At 39.1% G+C, this 20,328-nt stretch carries 18 protein-coding genes, 1 pseudogene and 2 riboswitches; of the genes and pseudogenes, 2 read left to right on the plus strand and 17 right to left on the minus strand.

The genetic code is table 11. From position 1 onward, the window contains the following. Positions 1–493: 493 nt before the first annotated feature. The 4 genes from FPQ13_RS13370 to FPQ13_RS03165 all read right to left on the minus strand — a co-directional run bounded on the left by FPQ13_RS13370 (position 494) and on the right by FPQ13_RS03165 (position 3,453). Positions 494–646: a YuzK family famiily protein gene (locus FPQ13_RS13370; RefSeq protein ID WP_186279531.1), complete on the minus strand. Its 153-nt coding sequence runs from the start codon at positions 644–646 to the stop codon at positions 494–496. A gap of 229 nt (positions 647–875) precedes the next feature. After that, positions 876–1,748: a MetQ/NlpA family ABC transporter substrate-binding protein gene (locus FPQ13_RS03155; RefSeq protein ID WP_144087871.1), complete on the minus strand. Its 873-nt coding sequence runs from the start codon at positions 1,746–1,748 to the stop codon at positions 876–878. 18 nt (positions 1,749–1,766) lie between these two features. Then, entirely contained in the window at positions 1,767–2,435 is a 669-nt protein-coding gene (locus tag FPQ13_RS03160) for a methionine ABC transporter permease (RefSeq protein WP_144087872.1), read from the minus strand. Beyond that, complete coding sequence (locus FPQ13_RS03165) at positions 2,428–3,453, minus strand: methionine ABC transporter ATP-binding protein (protein ID WP_144087873.1); 1,026 nt, start codon at positions 3,451–3,453, stop codon at positions 2,428–2,430. Before FPQ13_RS03165 ends, FPQ13_RS03160 begins: the two co-directional genes overlap by 8 nt. Positions 3,454–3,526: 73 nt before the next feature. Beyond that, positions 3,527–3,646: riboswitch (SAM riboswitch) on the minus strand. A 97-nt stretch (positions 3,647–3,743) separates the two neighbouring features. Beyond that, positions 3,744–3,851: riboswitch (SAM riboswitch) on the minus strand. A gap of 88 nt (positions 3,852–3,939) precedes the next feature. On the opposite strand from FPQ13_RS03165, the gene FPQ13_RS03170 reads away from it, so the two are divergent. Then, complete coding sequence (locus FPQ13_RS03170) at positions 3,940–4,359, plus strand: TlpA disulfide reductase family protein (protein WP_144087874.1); 420 nt, start codon at positions 3,940–3,942, stop codon at positions 4,357–4,359. A 323-nt stretch (positions 4,360–4,682) separates the two neighbouring features. Here the strand turns inward: FPQ13_RS03170 and FPQ13_RS03180 are convergent, their stop codons facing one another. The 13 genes and pseudogenes from FPQ13_RS03180 to copZ all read right to left on the minus strand — a co-directional run bounded on the left by FPQ13_RS03180 (position 4,683) and on the right by copZ (position 19,116). Further along, complete coding sequence (locus FPQ13_RS03180) at positions 4,683–5,018, minus strand: thioredoxin family protein (protein WP_246065327.1); 336 nt, start codon at positions 5,016–5,018, stop codon at positions 4,683–4,685. Then, complete coding sequence (locus tag FPQ13_RS03185) at positions 5,015–5,374, minus strand: ribonuclease M5 (RefSeq protein ID WP_144087875.1); 360 nt, start codon at positions 5,372–5,374, stop codon at positions 5,015–5,017. The genes FPQ13_RS03180 and FPQ13_RS03185 overlap by 4 nt, the downstream gene beginning before the upstream one ends. Positions 5,375–5,447: 73 nt before the next feature. Beyond that, the gene (gene gcvH, locus FPQ13_RS03190; RefSeq protein WP_144087876.1) at positions 5,448–5,831 is read right to left on the minus strand and encodes a glycine cleavage system protein GcvH; all 384 of its coding nucleotides are present in this window, start codon (positions 5,829–5,831) and stop codon (positions 5,448–5,450) included. Between the two features lie 77 nt (positions 5,832–5,908). Further along, on the minus strand, positions 5,909–6,265 hold the full coding sequence (locus FPQ13_RS03195; protein WP_144087877.1) for an arsenate reductase family protein: 357 nt from the start codon (positions 6,263–6,265) through the stop codon (positions 5,909–5,911). A 147-nt stretch (positions 6,266–6,412) separates the two neighbouring features. After that, a pseudogene (locus FPQ13_RS03200) lies at positions 6,413–6,658 on the minus strand (acyl-CoA dehydrogenase); the annotation flags it as partial. Positions 6,659–6,864: 206 nt separating this feature from the next. Further along, a complete protein-coding gene (locus tag FPQ13_RS03205; RefSeq protein ID WP_144087878.1) occupies positions 6,865–9,354 on the minus strand; it encodes a hypothetical protein in 2,490 nt (829 codons plus the stop codon). Beyond that, on the minus strand, positions 9,351–10,025 hold the full coding sequence (locus tag FPQ13_RS03210; RefSeq protein WP_186279532.1) for an ABC transporter ATP-binding protein: 675 nt from the start codon (positions 10,023–10,025) through the stop codon (positions 9,351–9,353). The genes FPQ13_RS03205 and FPQ13_RS03210 overlap by 4 nt, the downstream gene beginning before the upstream one ends. Positions 10,026–10,089: 64 nt before the next feature. Continuing rightward, positions 10,090–10,521, minus strand: coding sequence for a hypothetical protein (locus FPQ13_RS03215; RefSeq protein WP_144087880.1), 432 nt, complete (start codon positions 10,519–10,521; stop codon positions 10,090–10,092). Positions 10,522–11,725: 1,204 nt separating this feature from the next. Beyond that, positions 11,726–13,510: an acyl-CoA dehydrogenase family protein gene (locus FPQ13_RS03220; RefSeq protein ID WP_144087881.1), complete on the minus strand. Its 1,785-nt coding sequence runs from the start codon at positions 13,508–13,510 to the stop codon at positions 11,726–11,728. Positions 13,511–13,536: 26 nt separating this feature from the next. After that, the gene (locus tag FPQ13_RS03225; RefSeq protein ID WP_144087882.1) at positions 13,537–14,712 is read right to left on the minus strand and encodes an acetyl-CoA C-acetyltransferase; all 1,176 of its coding nucleotides are present in this window, start codon (positions 14,710–14,712) and stop codon (positions 13,537–13,539) included. 40 nt (positions 14,713–14,752) lie between these two features. Then, on the minus strand, positions 14,753–17,155 hold the full coding sequence (locus FPQ13_RS03230; RefSeq protein WP_144087883.1) for a 3-hydroxyacyl-CoA dehydrogenase/enoyl-CoA hydratase family protein: 2,403 nt from the start codon (positions 17,153–17,155) through the stop codon (positions 14,753–14,755). A gap of 355 nt (positions 17,156–17,510) precedes the next feature. Next, positions 17,511–18,425: a proline dehydrogenase family protein gene (locus tag FPQ13_RS03235; protein ID WP_144087884.1), complete on the minus strand. Its 915-nt coding sequence runs from the start codon at positions 18,423–18,425 to the stop codon at positions 17,511–17,513. A 484-nt stretch (positions 18,426–18,909) separates the two neighbouring features. Continuing rightward, positions 18,910–19,116, minus strand: coding sequence for a copper chaperone CopZ (gene copZ, locus FPQ13_RS03240; protein WP_144087885.1), 207 nt, complete (start codon positions 19,114–19,116; stop codon positions 18,910–18,912). A 204-nt stretch (positions 19,117–19,320) separates the two neighbouring features. On the opposite strand from copZ, the gene FPQ13_RS03245 reads away from it, so the two are divergent. Continuing rightward, a complete protein-coding gene (locus FPQ13_RS03245; RefSeq protein ID WP_144087886.1) occupies positions 19,321–20,316 on the plus strand; it encodes a metal ABC transporter substrate-binding protein in 996 nt (331 codons plus the stop codon). The last annotated feature ends 12 nt before the right edge of the window (positions 20,317–20,328 follow it).

Below are 20,328 nucleotides of genomic sequence, written 5' to 3' on the forward strand. Positions count from 1 at the left end.
TCGATACCCAAATGAGTGCTTGCGCTTCGTGAAATGTCGTCGAGAACGTGTCTCGATACTCAAATGAGTGCTCGTGCTTCGTGAAATGTCATCGAGAACGTGTCTCGATACCCAAATGAGTGCTCGTGCTTCGTGAAATGTCGTTGAGAACGTGTCTCGATACTCAAATGAGTGCTCGTGCTTCGTGATATGTCATCGAGCGCGTGTCTTGATGGAAGCTTCAATAATTGTTCGGCTTCTGGGCTTGATAGGCACGCTCAACAACGGAAGTTTCAGTAATTACTTGGCTTCCGTGCTTGATAAGCTCTCTCTTCTACGGAAGATTCTAAAATTGATCATCTCTTCCGTGTTTAATAACCGCTCTCTACTACGGAAACCTACAGGATATTTTTCGCAAAACTCCCAGAAGGTTTTATGTAACCCAAAAATCCACCACCAAATTAAAGCAACTCCAACCAAAGATTTGGCCGGAGTTGCTTGATGATCTATTTTATTAACGATGTACTTGTCGTTCAACTTCTGAAACTAAGTTGTTACACTTTTTATAATCATTCTCTCGCTTTTTTTCAACTTGTAGTCTTCGGTTGAGGTTCATACTGTACTCTTTGTACCCCATTCCGTGAGATTGCTGCATGGACTTCTCCATATCCTCCGTGTAATTTAAGTCAATCTCATTGTCATTAATAATGAAAAATCATTCCTTTCGTCTTTGATGTATTCTAGAATATCACGAATGCTAAGGATTCAAAAATCCTTATATAGTATGTTTATCCACATGAAAAGGGGTATAAACATCTAATTTGATGTTATACCCCTCATTCTTATAATTCGTATGGATAACTGGATATTTCTCTCAGATGCTAAAGATTCAGTTTTTATTTAACCGGAACGACAGCACCTTCATACTTTTCTTCAAAGAAATTCGTGATTTCTTCAGAACGAAGAACTTCGACTAAAGTTTGGAGTGCTTCGTTATTTTCATCTTCAGCGCGTGCAGCAATAATATTCACATAAGGTGAATCGGACTCTTCAATGATTAAGGAATCCTCTGTCGGTTCAAGACCCGCTTCGATCGCATAGTTTGTGTTGATTGCGACTAATGCGTCTTCTTCTCTATCATAAAACTCAGGTAATAAAGCCGGTTCGATACTTGCATCGAATTCCAGATTCAGCGGATTTTCAACGATATCTTCAATCGTTGCACCATCTTTATTGACATCTTCGTCTAATTTAATCAAATCATTTTGTTCAAGCAAAGTAAGAACTCTTCCATGGTCGGCAACAGAACGACTTAGAAGTACGACTGTTCCTTCTTCCACATTATCAATACTTTCGATGTTCTTGGAGTAAATACCTAATGGTTCGATATGAATGCCACCAATATTCACGAAATCATAACCAAAATCTTCTTGTTGCGTTTCAAAGTAAGGAATGTGTTGAAAGTAGTTTGCATCTAGGGTGCCGTTATCTAAGTCTTCGTTCGGGAATACATACTCTTGGTACGTTTCAATCGTCAAGTCAATACCTTTCTCTTTCAACAAAGGTTTCGCTTCTTCCAGCACCTCCGCGTGTGGCACACTTGTCGCTCCAACAACAATTTCGGTAGTTTCCTGATCACTAGCAGCTTCTTCACCAGATGAGTCATTGCTTTCAGTGTTACCATTATTCTCTTCTTCATCAGATGACCCACAAGCTGTTAATGCAACAACCAATGTAATTCCTAATAAAACAAACAATAATTTCTTCATGTTAATTAAACTCCCCTTCTATCGTTTATCGATTCGTTTTGATACAAAGTCGCCAGCCCATTGAAAGATAAAAACGATGGCAACAATGAATACGGTACACGCGAAAACCACGTCATTATTTCTTCGCTGGAAACCATGCATATAAGCTAGATCTCCAAGACCACCTGCACCAATCACTCCTGCAATGGCTGTGTACCCGATTAACGCAATTGCTGTAACCGTCAGACCTCCAACCAATGCTGGTTTAGATTCTTGTAACAAAACCTTAAAAATAATCGTGTGGGTTTTAGCCCCCATTGATTTTGCCGCCTCAATTACCCCTTTATCTACCTCCTTTAAGGCAATTTCAACTAACCGTGCATAAAACGGCGCCGAACCGATAATCAATGCCGGTAAAGCCGCTTTCGGACCACGGATGGTATCCATCAAAAAGTCTGTAAATGGAATGAGCAATAAAATTAATATAATAAACGGGATGGCGCGGAATACGTTAACGACAGTTGCCGTTATTCCATTAATCACCCGGTTGCTCCAAAGATTTCCTCGATCAGTCAAATAAAGCAATAAACCGAGAATGATTCCAAGAATAAAAGTGCCGATGACTGAAATAACCGTCATGTATAATGTTTCATAAGTTGCTGTCCATAAGTTCTCCATAATGACATTCGGAAATAATTCTTCAAGCATTTGTAACCACCTCTACTTCTACTCCCGAGTTGCGAATATAATTCATCGATGCTTCAATCACTTTTCGTTCGCCGTCCAGTTCAACGAATAATGTACCGTATGAGCCTTCCTGGGTTTGTGAAATTGAACCTTGAAGGATATTCACATAAACATCGAACTGTTTAGCGACTTCACTGATTAAGCTCCGTCTCGCCGTACCACCAACGAAGTGCAACTTCACTACTTCTTTGCTTTCATCTTCGGTAATGAAATCTTTTAGTCGTTCCGGGTCATGTTCAAGTGGTGATAATTGTTGAACGAATCGCTTCGTCGTTTTCTCTTTTGGATTGATAAACACTTCCAACACGTCACCGACTTCAACAACTTTTCCTTGTTCCATGACAGCTACACGATGACAGATCTTTTGAATGACATGCATTTCATGCGTAATTAAAATAATCGTTAATTTTAGTTTTTTATTAATGGATACGAGTAAATCCAAAATATCATCTGTCGTTTCCGGATCGAGTGCGGATGTTGCTTCGTCACAAAGGAGCACCTCTGGATCGTTTGCGAGCGCACGAGCAATGCCGACGCGTTGCTTTTGCCCACCACTTAGTTGAGAAGGATAGCTGTTTTCCCGACCTTTCAAGCCAACAAGCTCAATCAATTCATCCACTTTTTCTTTACTGCTCTGTTTATCCACCCCTGCGATTTCTAAAGGAAATGCAATGTTTTCATACACTGTACGTGACCATAGCAGATTAAAGTGTTGAAAGATCATTCCTATTTTTTGTCGTTTTTTACGTAAATCATTTTTTCCTAATTGAGTTAATGACTGCTGATCAAGTGTAATTTCTCCACTCGTCGGCTCTTCCAACCGATTCAACAGACGGACGAACGTACTTTTACCAGCACCGGAATAACCGATGACACCAAAGATTTCACCTTTTTCAATTTCCAATGAAACATCATCGACAGCCTGAACGACTTGATCCTTCGTTTGATAACGTTTCGACAGCTTTTTGATCGATATCATGTGACTCCCTCTTTCTTTAGCAAAATAAAAAACCTTCCTGCATAAGAGAACAGAAAGGATTTGAGCTTTCGTTCCCTTATCTATCAAAGCATCCCCTGCTTTGCTGGAATTAGCACCTGTTGGATGATTTAAATGTCCATCCAGTGGTTGCCGGGCTTCATCGGGCCAGTCCCTCTGCCTCTCTTGATAAGAGTATATTTATCTAATTGTAAATTTATCGCGTTAAAGCGATACGTCGCTAACACATAAAAAAATCTCCCTTGCAAGAACAAGAAAGATACATTTACTCTCTCTTATCTTGCCATGCATTCAGCATGAACAGGAATTAGCACCTTTCGAATAAATTCGATGGTTGCCGGGCTTCACAGGGCCTTTCCCTCCGCCACTCTTGATAAGAAATTTTGCTATGCGATTTATATTAATGTTAATATTATCATGAAGCGAATTGGTCGTCAATCGTATTTTTAAAAAAGGGGGAAATATAAAATGAAAGCACCACAATTCGAACTACCATACTTAAACGAAGACCAGACATTCTCTCTCGATGAAGTACTCGGCGAAAAAGTCGTTGTCCTAACTTTTTGGGTATCTTGGTGCCCAGACTGTGCGCGTGATCTTCCGAAAAAAGAACAATTTTATAAAACGACGCGAAGTGATGAATTAGAAATGATTACGATCAATGTGACTGGCCGGGAACGTTCCGAAGAAGAAGCACTAAAATATCAAGAGCAATTCTTGACCCAGCCCGTTTTGAAAGATAACGGACGAGAAGTATATGATCTATATGAATGCACCTCTGTACCGACAACAATTGTCATTGATAAAAATGGTGAGATTGTCGGGGAGTTTGGTGACAAAGCTGAGTTTGTTGAGATTTTGCAAGTGATTAGTCAAGCAATTGCATAAGCAGTATTAGTAGAGCACTCCATAGTAGATGGGGTGCCTTTTTTATGGAATGATTGAATTTTAACGGAATCATAACGATGGCTTCTCGGCGTTTATTGGTTGCATTCCCGCGTATTTCGACGGCTCCACGGCGTTTTTCGACGGCATCACGCTGCTTTTCGACGGCTCTACGGTGTTTTTCGATGGCTTCACGCTGCTTTTCGACGGCTTCACGCTGCTTTTCGACGGCTTCACAAGTTTTTATCGATGGCTTCCCATTTCTTTGCCTTCCATAAAAAATGCCGAACGTAAGGGAGCTCCTTCATTCAGCATGTTCAATCTCATTAGATTTTATTTTTCTCAGTAACTAAATATGGTCCGAGTTCTTTCAATAGGTATGGCACGGAATGAAATGTATAAATGCGGTCGACTGGTTGGCCATCTTTAAAAACCATTAAACATGGTACACTCATAATACTGTACTGTTGTAGAAAATCTGGAGCCGTCAATCCATTTAGTTCATAAAATTTACTATCTTCCAATGTGTCTTCGATATAAAGAAGCATTCGCTTTGCTACTTTACATGTACCGCAGAAGGGACTATTGATAAATAGTATATGATACTGCTTTTTCTTCACTAGAAATTGCGCATTTTTTTCATTAATTACATTCATACTCATTCAAACCCTTTCAAAAAATCCACGTCGACGTTTATGTCAGCTGCTTGCAAAATTGATGCTAACACGTATTCAGGTGTTTCTTCAACTTCGCGATACTTTCGGTCGATGTAAAGGTTCTGTGCATGAGAGATTTCTTGATTGAGTAATTTCCGTAGTTTAATTCCAGGTTCATCTTCATCTGTCAAAATAAACACATCACGAAAATCCAACTGATGCTCTTCAATCATTAAGTCCAAAGCATGTAAACCGAGGGTTCCAAACGTACATAAGATAAAAGCGTCTTCCTCAATTACCCGGTTAATCTTTTTCTTATCTTGCTTTCCTTCCACGATAATTACCTTAGACAACTCATCCATGTATGATCACCAAATTTTATATTCATTACCTATGGAAAAAGCTGATCATTATCGATCAGCTTCCAAGGTTCTATTATTCTTCTTCTGTCATTTTTTGATATGCGTCAGCATCCATTAATTCTTCAAGCTGAGATGCGTCGTCTAATTCAACAACAACCATCCACGCTTGTTCGTATGGAGATTCGTTTACTAATTCAGGGCTGTCTTCTAATTCTTCATTCACTTCGACAACTTTCCCTGAAACAGGAGCGTATAACTCAGAAACTGTCTTAACAGATTCAACACTGCCAAATGGCTCATCCAATTCTAATTCATCACCGACTTCTGGCAATTCAACAAATACAATATCCCCTAGTTCGTCTTGTGCGAATTCCGTAATACCGATTCGAACCTTACCGTCTTCATTTTTCACCCATTCGTGTTCTTTTGAATAACTTAATTCTTTTGGTAAATTCATCGTACGAGCCTCCTATAACCATTTAACTACTTATATTCTACTATATTTTTTGAATAGATAACACATTCTTGCTGTTTTTATTTCCACTCGGATTCAAATATCTCTTCTTTAAATCCAACTGTCGCTTTTTTACCATCCGTTACCAGTGGTCGTTTCATTAACATACCATCCGAAGCGAGCAGCTTGATTTTTTCATCGTCAGACATTTCCTCCAACTTGTCTTTTAACCCTAGTTCACGGTATTTCTTTCCTGATGTATTGAAAAATTTTTTTAGCGGTAAATCACTTTGTTCAATCATTTGCTTCAGTTCGGATTCACTTGGTGGATTGTCGACGATATGTACTGATTCATAAGTTACACCATTCTCATCCAGCCATTTTAATGCTTTACGACATGTACCGCATTTTGGATATTGGTAGATTGTTACTGTCATCTAAAAACACCTCCACCGCTAGTTTAGCACATTTTTGATGACAGTTGGGAAGATGCAGCCTCCTCATCACGTCGTTTACATACAAACAGATAAAACCCCAGCAGAAGTTATTCCACTGAGGTTTCGGTAAGTCTAAAGAAACTTTCTTTACACTGTATACTTTTCTTCTTCAATTAATGTCTTCGCAATTTCACGTTTCTTCTCAATCACGTTCGTTGGATCATGACGAGTCAGTTTACGAAGTGCGCCAAGCATCATACGCAGGCTGTCACCAGAGTCAGAGGCAACCAATGTTTCTTTGGCATCTGCTTCGATTCGGTTGAATGCTTCTTGGACATACGCTTGTGTGTAAAGTACTTTTTGTTTGTCCTTCTCTTCGCCGCCTTTGTTGATTGTATAGAATATAGTTGATTGGCATTTTAGACTTTAATCGTTTTAACAGCTCTATTATCTTCTTGTTTAATTTCCGTTACTGATAATGGCCTCAGTAATTGTTTTGCTCTCTACATTAACATGAACAAGAGTTCTTAACATGCTAGACATGCCTCCACCAATCATTCAATGAATTCACGATTGGTTTTAAACTTTTCAAAATAGAACTAGATATTCAAATACGACTTACTCGTTTTAATCAAAAGCATAAATAATACAACAAACAACAAAAAGACTGTAGCAACGCTCATTATGATCCAGCTCAATGAAAAGTCAAGATAAAGTAAAACCGCACAACTAATTGAACCGCCTATCATATAAGCAAAGCCTGCCCAAAGCGTCAGTTCATTCCTTATGTGCTTTTGAATCATTTTTTTAGACCAGCCTACAACGTGATACATCGTAAGTTCATTTTTTCTTTCTAGCATTAATGCTTTAAAAGACTCGCTTATACTTATAATCGCAATACCGAACGTTGCTAATAATATGAGTAGCTGCATTGTTTGGACAGTATCCATCGCAAACGTGCCGAGCGTTGTCTGTCTTGCCTCGATAAATGTTGATACTAATGAAGTCATTTGTATAACAATAAGGATTGTTGAAATAATCAATATACAAATAACCGGTAAAATCAGGTGGCGATAATGGAGTAGACTTGGAATAAATCTATAAGGCTCCACTCTGATTGATGGTTTACTATTATAATTAAATACAGCTAAAATCAATAAGCTTAGAATCGCCCAAAGTCCAATCAGACTCAACACGTGTGACTGATTGATCTGTTCAACTAAAATCATCAATAACCCTATACTGATTAAAAAGGCTACAGTCACTAACGTAAGCTGCTCTAAAAAGTTCCGTAGTTTTATTTTGTTTTTACTCCAACCTAGTTTACTTAATATATCGTTTTCTTCAGCAAATTGGTTTTTCTCGTAAAATAGTTTGGATATATACCATATAATCCCGAAAACTGCGAACAAAATAATACTTACTACTGCTAAGTAATTCCAGCCATCCACTAATGATTGGGCTGTTCCCAACGTAGTCCATGGTGCCGTTACCTGCCCGATCCCTTCAACATTCATTTCAACTTGCTGGAATGACGAACCAGCAACAATATCAACTTCGTAGCCTTCCTCAAGTAAGTCAATTGCAACTTGGTTAATTTTCTCTTGGGCCTCTTGATTATATGAATCAATATCAGCCACTTTTAAACGAATAGCATCAATCGGTTTGTCACCTTTAATAAATTCAGCAGCTTCTATTGTTGTTACGCCAGCTGCAGGTTGAGAGATAAAGCTGCCTGGTTTCGTTGTTGGTGTTAATTCCGTCCCATCCTTTGTCCGAACTTCTTTAGTTGTATAAATACCTAGGGGGCTGGATACCAATTGACCTTCATCTTTTTGTGGAGAAAACGTTCCAGTTTGCCATAACATAAATGGAACCTCAAAATTTTCTGCCTCAAAATAACTTTCACCTTTCTGTTCGACTCTTTTATAAGAAGGTGGTGATCCGTCTTCAATGATAGGAACATTGACACCTTTTCCATTAATTTGGTAATCTACTTTAGATGCAGTATAATATAATGAGGTATCGTTAGTTAAAGAACCACCCTCTCCCCACTTCACGGTGTACTCGTTCGTGATTTCAACATAGTTCCCATTGAAAGGGGACTGATATTCACTTAAATCGATTAAGTGCTCCTCTTTAGAAAGTACTGGTGTTTCATTTAATTCATCGATCATCTGATTGATCATTTCATCATCATTCTCATTATAAAGGCTCATCAGATTTTCATGTGAATCCAAATTATATTTTCCCTTAAATTCAGGTAATGATAGTGATAAGTTTTCAACATTCAATTCAAAATAAAGCGATAAATTTAAATCACTACGCTGTATAACGGGAATAAGTTCAGGAATTCCACGAAACTTTAGTGATTGGATTAATAGAGTGGTTTCATGATCAAGTTCTTCTCGGTCCATTTCTAATAGACTTTCAATATCTTTATATTTGTTTAAATCAGTATAATCAATACCTGTTAGCTTGCCTTCACTCTCAATATCAATTCCCGTAAGCAAATAATAGTTCCTCGGTAGTTTTGCACCCATAAAACCAATCATTTTACCATCCGGCTGAAGATCTTCCGGTTTAACAATAAAATCAAAATACTCACGTTCTTTTCCATCCATATAATAGAAAGTAAATGGATCATCCAGAGCATAATTATTCATTCCATCTGATGTATAATAAGTCCATTCTATTTTTGCTGGGCTTTCCAATAATGGTAGACCTACTGAATTTGTGTTTCCCGTAAAATATCCGACGGAAGCGACAGGTGCAGCGATTTCAACATCTTCACTATTTTTGATATCTTCCCATTCTTTAATCGAAATCCCGCCAGAACTGTCACCAATATAGTTGGCCTCTACTACACCCAGTTCATGCTCGATAGGTGTTCGTGAGTCCTTGGGACGGACTAAAATATCGTATAAGCCTCTGCCGTGTTCTTCAATCGTCTGTTCAACCGCTAGCTTAGATTGCTGGGCATATTGAATACCTAAAGGAATTAAAACAAATACACATGTCATGGCAATGATTGTGAAGATCGAGCTGAACTTTCGATTGAAAATCCTTTTAAAAATCATACGAATCATTTGATCAACTCTTTATGTAGTAATTTACCATTGATTAATTGATAGATATTATCACTATACTTTGCTACTTCTTCATCATGAGTTACAAGAATAATTGTCTGCCCATTTTGTTTGAGAGACAATAACAAGTTTATGATTTGATTACGAGTGTCGGAATCCAGATTCCCAGTTGGTTCATCACATAATAAAAGATTTGGTTCTGCGATCAGAGCCCTAGCAATCGCTACTCTTTGTTTTTCACCACCAGAGAGGTCTTTAGGTAGCCTATTATATAAGTCTTCCTCTATACCAACTTCTACTAATAGCTTTCTAGCACGGGTAACCAATTCAGTTTTGGATCGATCTTGAACTAAAGGTAGAATGACATTATCCAATACGGAGTAATAAGGAAGAAGCTTAAAATCTTGAAAAACAAATCCTATGTTATTTCTTCTGAATTCACTCAAACTATTTTCATATAATTCATTAATGTTTATATCGTTAATATGGATTTTCCCTTCGTTAGGCTTTAAGAGTCCGGAAATACAATTAAGTAATGTTGACTTTCCCGACCCTGAGGGCCCCATGATTGTGCACCAAGTACCATTAGAAATATTTAAATTAACATTTTGTAAAATTACTTTATTATTAGAACCACTTTTAAAAGATTTTGATATATTGGCGATTTTCATCATTTCTTCCTCCTAAGAATGGATAATCATATAGCACCCTGCGACAGGGTGCTATATTAAAAACTTAATATCTTCGGAGTGTAATAGAACCTGATATATTTCCTTGTCCTGTTGAACTGCGTGCTTTAAAATAATCCGGCCATGTTATTTCAGTTCTGCTCGAAGGAAGAGAGTATGTTGTCGGAATAGTTTGAGTAGAATAAGATGTAAATGAAGTATCATTATAATGATACGATCCGTAACCATCCCTATATGTTACATAAAAGACATTAGACCTGTCATCTCCCCAATTAAGGTCTTTGGTTACACGTGCACTTGTCCCAGTTCTATTAACATGAACAGGAGACATATTATACTCGAATGGTATACTTGATGGGCTAACCTCTTCCTTTGCATTTGATTGTTTTTCTGCTTCAGCAAAAGAATTTTCAGTCGGGATCATAAGAACCATGCCAAAAGTGAGTAAACTAAAAAAGGTTATTTTTACAAATTTCATTTGATTACCTCCCCTACCTCATTTTTTCTGGATGTAATTTCCATTTATGTTTTCGTTTCCATTATATATTGAATTATCTGTTATTTTCAATGGTACTAAAGACATATTTTTAAATATATGGAATTTTATAAAATAAGAGGCTCTTCACGATTAATTGTGGGTGCAGCTTCCTATATCATCTAAATCTTTTCTAATACGGTAGCTTACACTCTAGAAGGATTATCGTGAGAAAATGGTTTTGATTTCGATAGCCTATAGGCTCTACATTTAAGAACTTTGATTTTGTTATTTGTTCTTTCCCTCGAGCCATTGGTTAGTCCTCAATTAAAAAGTTTAATATTGGACTCTTCCATTGAAGAAGTGTTTTAGCTGCTCTTGTAGAGCGGGAAATATTCCATATATGTACTTCTGATCCATTGTTTAAAAATAGCGTTCACCTCTTGAAAGTCTTTTGCTTCGAACGCTTTAACAATTCATGGAGTCTTGGTTGTTCTTCAAGAAGAAGATATTGTTTTCCAATTCATTATCCTTTAACTTACTAGGTAGGTGTTAAAATAACAAATCAAGAATAATTTTTAAAATCTACTTTTTTTAATGCTCACCACAACTTAGAGTGATGAACCTAAAAAGAGCCGATATCCCTTTTCTTTAGTGGTTTTTTGATTATTTGAATAAAGACATGAGATAGAACCACCTTTGCCATGTTTTAGAGCCACTTGTGACACAATTTTGAGGCATCATTGACATAGAGTGAGCCAAAATGATTGTCCTTGATATAGCAACACTTCCACCACCCTTGACCTATAAATATAAAGAGGTTGATACGGAGGAATTTGTGAGATTTATAAAATACTATTTTAATATGGGTGATACCTCTGAATTTGAAAATTGGTTGGATATAAAAAAATAATTCAATATTCCATGATATGGAAAATATTTATGTCTTCTTGAGGCAGAGTTGGAACCATCTTGACATACTATACATCTTTTCCCTTTCTAATATTAGGGAATATACCATCCAGATATGGGTTACTTGAATTTTCTAGATCTTAAGGCAGTCCTGAAGAACTCATAGACTAATAAGTTGAGCAACAACAAGTCGGTTTTCATCTAAACCATAAATTAATCCCAGCCCGCAAACTTATATTTTTTGCACAGACTGGGATTGATTCTTGACCACTATTTAGCTGTTCTTGTTTTTAAATTAAACCGTATACTTCTCTTCCTCAATCAACGTCTTCGCAATTTCACGTTTTTTCTCGATTACATTTGTTGGATCATGACGAGTCAGTTTGCGAAGTGCACCAAGCATCATGCGCAGGCTGTCTCCAGAGTCAGAAGCAACTAATGTTTCTTTCGCATCCGCTTCGATGTTGTTGAATGCTTCTTGCACATACACTTGAGTATAAAGAACTTTTTGCTTGTGTTTCTCTTCGCCGTCTTTGTTGATGGCTTTTTCGGTACGAAGGATGGCAGCTTCCATGTTGTAAATTTCAGCAGCCATGTCGGCGATATTCGCCAATAGCTCTTGTTCTTGCTCCAATTTTTCTTGGAACTTCTGCGCAGCGATTCCTGCAGCTAACAAGCCAATTTTCTTCGCGTTTTTCAGTAGGTAACGTTCTTGCTCAAGCGTTTCGTCACCGACTGGTTCAGGCATCATTGTCATTAACTCTTCTTGTAGTGCTGTTGCTTTTTCAAGAAGTGGTAGTTGACCTTTCATTGCTTTTTTCATGAATGTACCTGGTACAAGCATGCGGTTAATTTCGTTTGTTCCTTCGAAAATACGGTTGATTCTTGAGTCACGGTACATACGCTCGACTTCATATTCTTGCATAAATCCATAACCACCGTGGATTTGCACCGCTTCGTCAACGGCATAATCCAATAATTCGGTTGCCATGTATTTATTCATGGAACACTCGATTGCGTATTCAGCAATACTTTTCGCAACTTCTGATCCATCGTTCAACTCTTCTTGAGAAAGACCACCCATACGCTGTTCAAAAAGACCAACTGTACGGTAAACGGAACTTTCGTTGGCATACGTTCGTGTTGCCATGTTTGCTAGTTTTTCTTGAATCATACGGAAGCTTGAAATTGGTGTATTGAACTGTTTACGTTCGTTTGCATATTTTGTCGCAACTTCAATCGCACGCTTAGCACCGCCGACACCGCCAATCGCTAGCTTATAACGTCCGACGTTTAAAATGTTGAATGCGATGACGTGACCGCGACCGATTTCACCAAGTACGTTTTCAACCGGTACTTCAGCATCTTCCAACACTAATGTACGTGTAGAAGAAGATTTGATCCCCATTTTCTTCTCTTCAGGTCCAGTAGAAACACCCGGGAATTCACGCTCAACGATGAACGTCGTGAACTTCTCACCATCGACTTTTGCATAAACGACGAATACGTCCGCAAATGCAGAGTTTGTAATCCACTGTTTCTCACCGTTTAAAATATAATGAGTTCCAGCTTCGTTTAACTTAGCGGTTGTTTTTGCACCAAGTGCGTCAGATCCTGAACCCGGTTCAGTCAGCGCGTATGCCGCTAGTTTCTCACCAGTTGCTAGAGCAGGTAAATATTTTTCTTTCTGTTCTTTGTTACCGAAGAAAACGATTGGTAGTGAGCCGATTCCTACGTGCGCACCATGAGTGATGGAAAACCCACCAGCAAGAGACATTTTCTCAGTAATCAAAGAAGAACTAATTTTATCCAATCCTAGGCCGCCGTACTCTTCTGGTACGTCTGCACCTAACAGACCAAGCTCCCCTGCTTTATGCAGTAAATCAACCGATTTATCAAACTCATGATTTTCCAAGTTATCGAGAACCGGCCATACTTCACCTTTGACATACTCTTCTGTCGTTTTCGCAATCATTTTATGCTCTTCAGTAAAGTCCTCAGGTGTTAACATATCTTCTGCGGCAATGTCTTCTACTAAGAAGCCTCCACCTTTAATCACTTTTTCTTGTGTTTCGCTCATAACTTTACCCTCCAGTAATGAATGTTTTATAGTAATTCAAATACGCCAGCTGCACCCATACCGCCACCGATACACATTGTGACGACACCATATTTCACGTTACGACGCTTCATCTCATTCATTAATGAGACGGTTAGCTTCGTACCGGTACAACCAAGTGGGTGACCTAATGCAATCGCTCCACCGTTTACGTTAACAATGTCTTCATCTAATCCAAGTTCGCGAATAACTTGAAGCGATTGGGAAGCAAACGCTTCGTTTAGTTCAAACAATCCGATATCCGACAATTCAAGACCAGCCATTTCCACTGCTTTTGGAATCGCTTTGACCGGTCCGACCCCCATTATTTCTGGCTCGACACCTTGTACCGTATACGAATGGAATTTTAAGATTGGCGTTAGCCCTTCTTTTTCTGCTTTTTCACGATCCATGACTAAGACAGATGCTGCACCATCACTCATTTGTGAAGCGTTACCAGCAGTGACGGATCCACCCATCGTGAATGCAGGTCTCAGCTTCGATAGAACTTCAGGCGTCGTGCCAGGACGTACACCTTCGTCTTTCGAAACTGTTACTGTCGTTTCATGAACTTTATTTTCCGGACCAACTTTGCGTTGTACGACATCCACTGGAACAATTTCGTCATCAAATTTCCCTTCTTTGATTGCTTTCTCCGCACGCTCATGACTTCGAGCAGCGAAAGCATCTTGGTCTTCACGGGAAATTCCGAAACGCTGAGCAACTTCTTCAGCTGTATGCCCCATCGACATATAATAACCGGGAGCATTTTCAACCAAGTCCAAGTTCGGTTTGATGACGTGTCCGCCCATTGGAATTAAACTCATGGATTCAGCTCCACCAGCAATGATCGTTTCCGCATGACCAAGCATAATTCGCTCAGCTGCGTAGGCAATACTTTGAAGTCCTGATGAACAGTACCGGTTGATCGTGATTCCTGGGACATCGTGATCAAGTCCCGCCAAACCACCGATGTTTCTTGCCATATTCATTCCTTGCTCTGCTTCAGGCATCGCACAACCGATAATGATGTCATCGATTGGGCCGTCATAATTGTTCGCACGTTTCAATACTTCTTTTACGGTTACAGCGGAAAGATCATCTGGACGTGTATTTGCGAATGATCCTTTCATCGCTTTACCGACAGGTGTTCTTGCACCTGCGACAATGACTGCTTCTCTCACAATTTCTCCCCCTTTTTTCGAATTGGAGTTATTCCGTTTATTAGTTACGTAGTGGTTTACCTTTCATCAACATATGCTGCATACGTTGTTGTGTTTTCGCTTCACCAATTAAGCTGATGAATGCTTCTCGTTCTAAGTCAAGTAGATATTGTTCATCGACCAGTGTTCCGTATGCAAGTTTTCCACCTGCAAGAACATAAGCTAATTTCCCAGCAATCTTCAAGTCATGTTCAGAAGCATAGCCACCTTGTACAAGGCCTTTAGCTCCCAGTAACATCGCTGCATAGCCTGGTTCACCAACAACAGGTACTTTTTCACGTTTTGGCGCTTGGTACCCTGCTTTTGCTAAGCCAAGCACACTTTGTTTAGCGTCATAGATGAGGTGATCACCATTAACACTGATTTTGTCATGGTTATCCAAGAATCCGCTTTCACGTGCTTCAGCGGCTGAAGTGGACACTTGTGCCATTGCCACTTTCTCAAATACGTCATTCGCTACTTTCGTTAAATCGAAATCAGGTCCTTGTGGCAAGCCGCGTAGTGACTTCAAATAAAGCTCTTTCGTTCCGCCACCACCTGGAATTAAACCGACACCGAATTCAACTAAGCCCATATACGTCTCTTGAGAAGCTTGAATGCTTGCTGCTGGAAGGCTGACTTCAGCTCCTCCACCTAGTGTCATGCCAAATGGTGCGACGACAACCGGCTTTTCATTATATTTAATATTCATCATTGTGTCTTGGAATTGTTTAACGATCATTTCCAATTCAATGAAGTTAAAGTCTTGAGCTTCCATCAGCATCATGCCAAGGTTTGCACCGACACAGAAGTTCTTGCCTTGGTTCCCGATGACAAGACCTTTGTAATTTTTATTCACTTCTTCTAATGAATAATTAATCATCTGAAGGATGTCTGGACCAATCGCGTTACTTTGCGAATGGAATTCAAGGAGTGCAACGTCATCACCTAGGTCGATCAAGCTTGCACCTGAATTTTTCTTGATGACGCCATTGGATTCCTTGTAAAGCTTCAAATTGATTTCTTTCGGATTGACGTCCTTTTCGACATACTCACCGTTGTGGTAGTAGTACTCTTTACCGTTTTCGGTTTTATAGAACGTTTCGAATCCGCTTTCAATCATTTCATCGATCCAAGTAGGAACTTCTGCGCCCTCTTCTTTCATGCGTTCAACCGAAGATTTCACACCAATTGCATCCCACATTTCGAATGGTCCGAGCTGCCAGCCGAAGCCCCACTTCATTGCTTCATCGATTGCCTTCACATCGTCAGCAATTTCTCCGAGAAGTTCAGCAGAGTAAATGAGTGTTGGTTTTGTGATGTTCCAAACAAGGTCGCCACCACGGTCGCCTTTTGCATTGACAAGCGCTTTCAATTTCCGCTTCGCACCTTTTTGTTGTTTCGCTTGTCCAGTCGCTTCTGTCTTCAACTTTTTCTGTTCATTCTCATATTCCAATGTTTCAGGATTTAACTCGTAGATGACACTGCCTTTTTCGCCTTTCTTCTTTAAGAAGAAACCTTTTCCGGCTTTTGCTCCGAGCATTCCTTTTTCATTCATCTGCTTCATAAAGTCAGGTACTTCGAATACTTCTTTCTCTTCACCTTCAACTTGATCGTACACGTTTTTCGCAACATGGATGAACGTGTCCAGTCCAACAACATCAAGTGTACGGAAAGTCGCACTCTTCGGACGGCCAATCATAGGACCGGTTACAGAGTCAACTTCACCGATGCTGTAACCGCCTTTGAGCATTTCTTGAACCGTGACTAACAAGCCATACGTTCCGATTCGGTTCGCAATGAAGTTTGGTGTGTCTTTCGCTTCAACAACACCTTTACCGAGTACATCTTCACCGAATGTCTTCATGAAAGATAAAACTTCCGGGTCTGTTTTCTCCGTCGGAATTACTTCTAAAAGCTTTAAGTAACGCGGCGGGTTGAAAAAGTGTGTACCGAGGAAATGTTTTTGGAAATCCTCTGAACGACCTTCCGCCATTGCGTTAATGGAGATCCCAGATGTGTTAGAAGATACAATCGTACCTTCTTTTCTATGCTCCTCAACCTGCTCATAAACCTTTTTCTTAATGTCCAAGTTTTCAACAACTACTTCAATAATCCAGTCAACGTCTTTCAATTTCTCCATATCATCATCAAAGTTGCCTGTCGTAATGAGATCCAGACTACTCTGACTTGTGATTGGAGAAGGCTTCTGCTTTTTCAATTTCGCTTTATTCTCGGTTGCGATCCGGTTCCGAACAGAAGCATCTTTTAACGTCAGACCCTTCTTCTCTTCTTTTTCCGTTAGCTCCCGAGGAACAATATCCAACATCAATGTAGGAATTCCTACGTTTGCCAAATGTGCCGCAATTCCAGCTCCCATCACACCTGAGCCTAAAACAGCCGCACGCTTGATTTGACGGTTCATGAAACTTCCCCCTATTCTTTGAATGAATACTCATTCATTTTACTCGAAAATTTTTTGGATAGTCAATCACTACCCAAAGCACTCTATTTAATACTATAAATTATTTTCCGATAATTCGCAAACCATTTTATGTCGATTACTCAAAATTTCTAACTTTTTTATCTAATCAAATTGTTATTTACCTTGATGAAGGATAGAGCAATCGTTTTTTGCGCTACCCTTCGAGATGATTTTTACTTGGATTTGGCGGCTTGGCCTGTTTATCGGGCGGCTGGAACCGCTGATTGGGTGGCTCGGCCTGTATATCGGGTGGCTCGACGCATTTATCGGGCGGCTCGGCTCGCAAATCGATTTATTACTTAAAGATTCCTTTAACGACAAACCCGACGTTGGCTGGGCGTTCTGCTAAGCGTCTCATAAAGTAACCGTACCAGTCATTTCCGTAAGGTACATAGACACGCATCTTATATCCTTCTTCTGATAATTCGTTTTGACGTTCGTTACGTATGCCGTACAACATTTGGAATTCAAATTGATCACGCGGAATATTATGTTCTTCTGCGAATTTTTTCGTGAATTCAATAATCGCATCATCATGTGTTGCGACAGCCGTGTAATTTCCGTTTTGCAAATGCTGGGCAATAATTTTTTTGAAGTTTTCATCGGTATCTTTCTTTTCAGGAAAGGCAACTTCTGCTGATTCTTTATAGGCACCCTTCACTAAACGCAAATTCGGATTGTATTGATTCAAGTTCTCTATATCGTCTGAGACACGATATAAGTATGCTTGCATGACGGTACCGATTCCATCATATTTTTGCTTTAACTTCTCAAATATATCTAAAGTCTTTTGCAGTCGCGGATAGTCTTCCATATCGATGGTGACAAACACATTGTATTTCTTCCCTGCTTCTAAAATTTTCTCCATATTTTCTAAAACAAGGTCTTCTGAAATATCTAATCCTAACGAAGTTAATTTTAAAGATAGTTGAGAGTCCAACTGATTTTCGCCAATCATTTTAATCGCATTTACACATTCATCGGCTCTGGATCTTGCTTCGTCTGATTCACTGACAAACTCACCAAGAAAATCGAGCGTAACAGACAATCCTTTTTCATTTAAGGATTCAATCGTCTTTTTCGCATCACTGATTTTCTCCCCTGCCACGAAGCGGCCTGCCCCAAACTTCAACCCATATTTTCTAGCCATTTTCGTCAAAAGTTTATTATCGGATAAAAACAGAAAAAATTTTCTCATGACTTTCTCCATCTGCCTCAACCTCTCTGTCTGCATCTATGTAATCGCTTACTATTCTATCATGGATTTAATGAATTTTGTACTTTCAGAATTTTGTTTTTTTAAATAATAGACACTTAAAAAGCTTTAGTTGTGCTAGATGTATTCGCCTGACCCCACGTAGACATCTGCAGAAAAAGCAACAGTCGAAAATCCAATGGAACTGGGACATAACTAAAACGTTGGCCACCGCATAAGACACCATTGCGATAAAACGATGATTCATAAATATATTAGCGAAGGAAAAACACGAAAACTCCTGCGGGATGAAAAGCGTAGATGAGACCCCGCAGTACGAGGAGGCTCATCAGCGCCCGCGGAAAGGGTAGTGTTTTTCCGAAGCGGTGGTTGCTGTATTCCTCTTTCTAAGAGCTTTCATTTATGAATTTGATTTAATTAATAAATAAAATACCCCATAAAAAAAGGCCCCTCATTCGGGACCTGTTCCTCATCTTTATTAAGCGACAACGTCATACCCTTGACCCTCAACTACTTCAATCAACTGTTCCTTTGAAACGAGGGAATCTTCGTACGCGACATCGACATTACCTGAATCTAAATTAACTTCTACTGACTGGACACCTTCAAGATTACTCAGTGCATCATTCACAGATTGCTTGCAATGACCACAAGTCATTCCTGTAACTTTTAATGTAATTTGCATGTTTTCCCCACCTTTCATTTGTTTGGTTTTATTGTTTCGTATGTATGAATAAAAATCAAGAAATAAAGCTATAAGTGAAGGTATGTAATAAAATTTCGTAAATCGTAAGCATTCCTATTTACAACATTAGACGATTAAGTTATACTTTTTTTATTCTAAATCGTAATCATTACGATGATACTCACTTAGCAAGGAGAAAACAAAATGAAAAAATTAATATTCGCTCTATTCCTTTTAACGATCGTTCTACTCAGCGCATGCCAATCAACAGATGAATCGCAAAATGAAAAAAGCCACTCAGTCGCCGTTTCGATGTATCCGATTGAGTTTTTGATTTCTGAAATCGCAAAAGACCATGTCGATGTTGAAACAGTCATACCACCTGGAACCGATCCACATATTTATGAACCTTCTTCTAAAAAAATGATCGAATTATCGTCTAACGATGCTTTCTTTTATGTCGGGGATCAGATGGAAGCTTTTGGTGAAACGCTTGCCAGCACGGTTGCTGAACAAGGCTTGTCCGTCTACCAGCTTGCGGATTACAAAGAATTGTTCGAACAAAATTCAGACGTACATGCAGATGAATCGCATGATCACAACGACCATGGAGAGGATGATACCGAATCTCATGAGCAAGATCATCATGAAGAACACTCTGGAGCGGACGGCATCCATGTTCACGATTATAACCCTCATTTTTGGTTGGATCCTGTACGAATGAGTTTAGCGGCAGAAATTATAACACAAAATTTAATTGAACTGTACCCGAAACTTGAGGATGATTTTAATCAAAATTTAGAGACATTGCAGAATAATCTTCATGAACTACACCTAGAGTTTCAAGCATTGCAGGATGAGGATTACACCCTTTTTGTAACACATAAAGCGTTTGGATATTGGACTGAACGCTACGGAATTGAACAACTATCCGTTCGTGGGGTCTCTTCTTCACAAGAGCCTTCTCAAAATGAGTTGAGAAAAATCTTCGATGAAGTTGAAGAACATAACATTAACCACATCATTTTAGAAACAATTAGCCAAGACCGACTTGCTATGACCATTGCTGAAGAAATGGGTTTACGCGTATTATACATGCATAATCTCGAAGCGTTGACCGAGGAAAACATTCAGCAAAATAAAGACTACTTTGACTTAATGCGAGAAAATATAAACACGATTCAAAAGACGAAACAATAAGGAGGTTCACCT

This window comes from Allobacillus salarius, from assembly GCF_007559425.1.
In the GTDB taxonomy this organism is placed as follows: Bacteria; Bacillota; Bacilli; order Bacillales; family Alkalibacillaceae; genus Allobacillus; species Allobacillus salarius.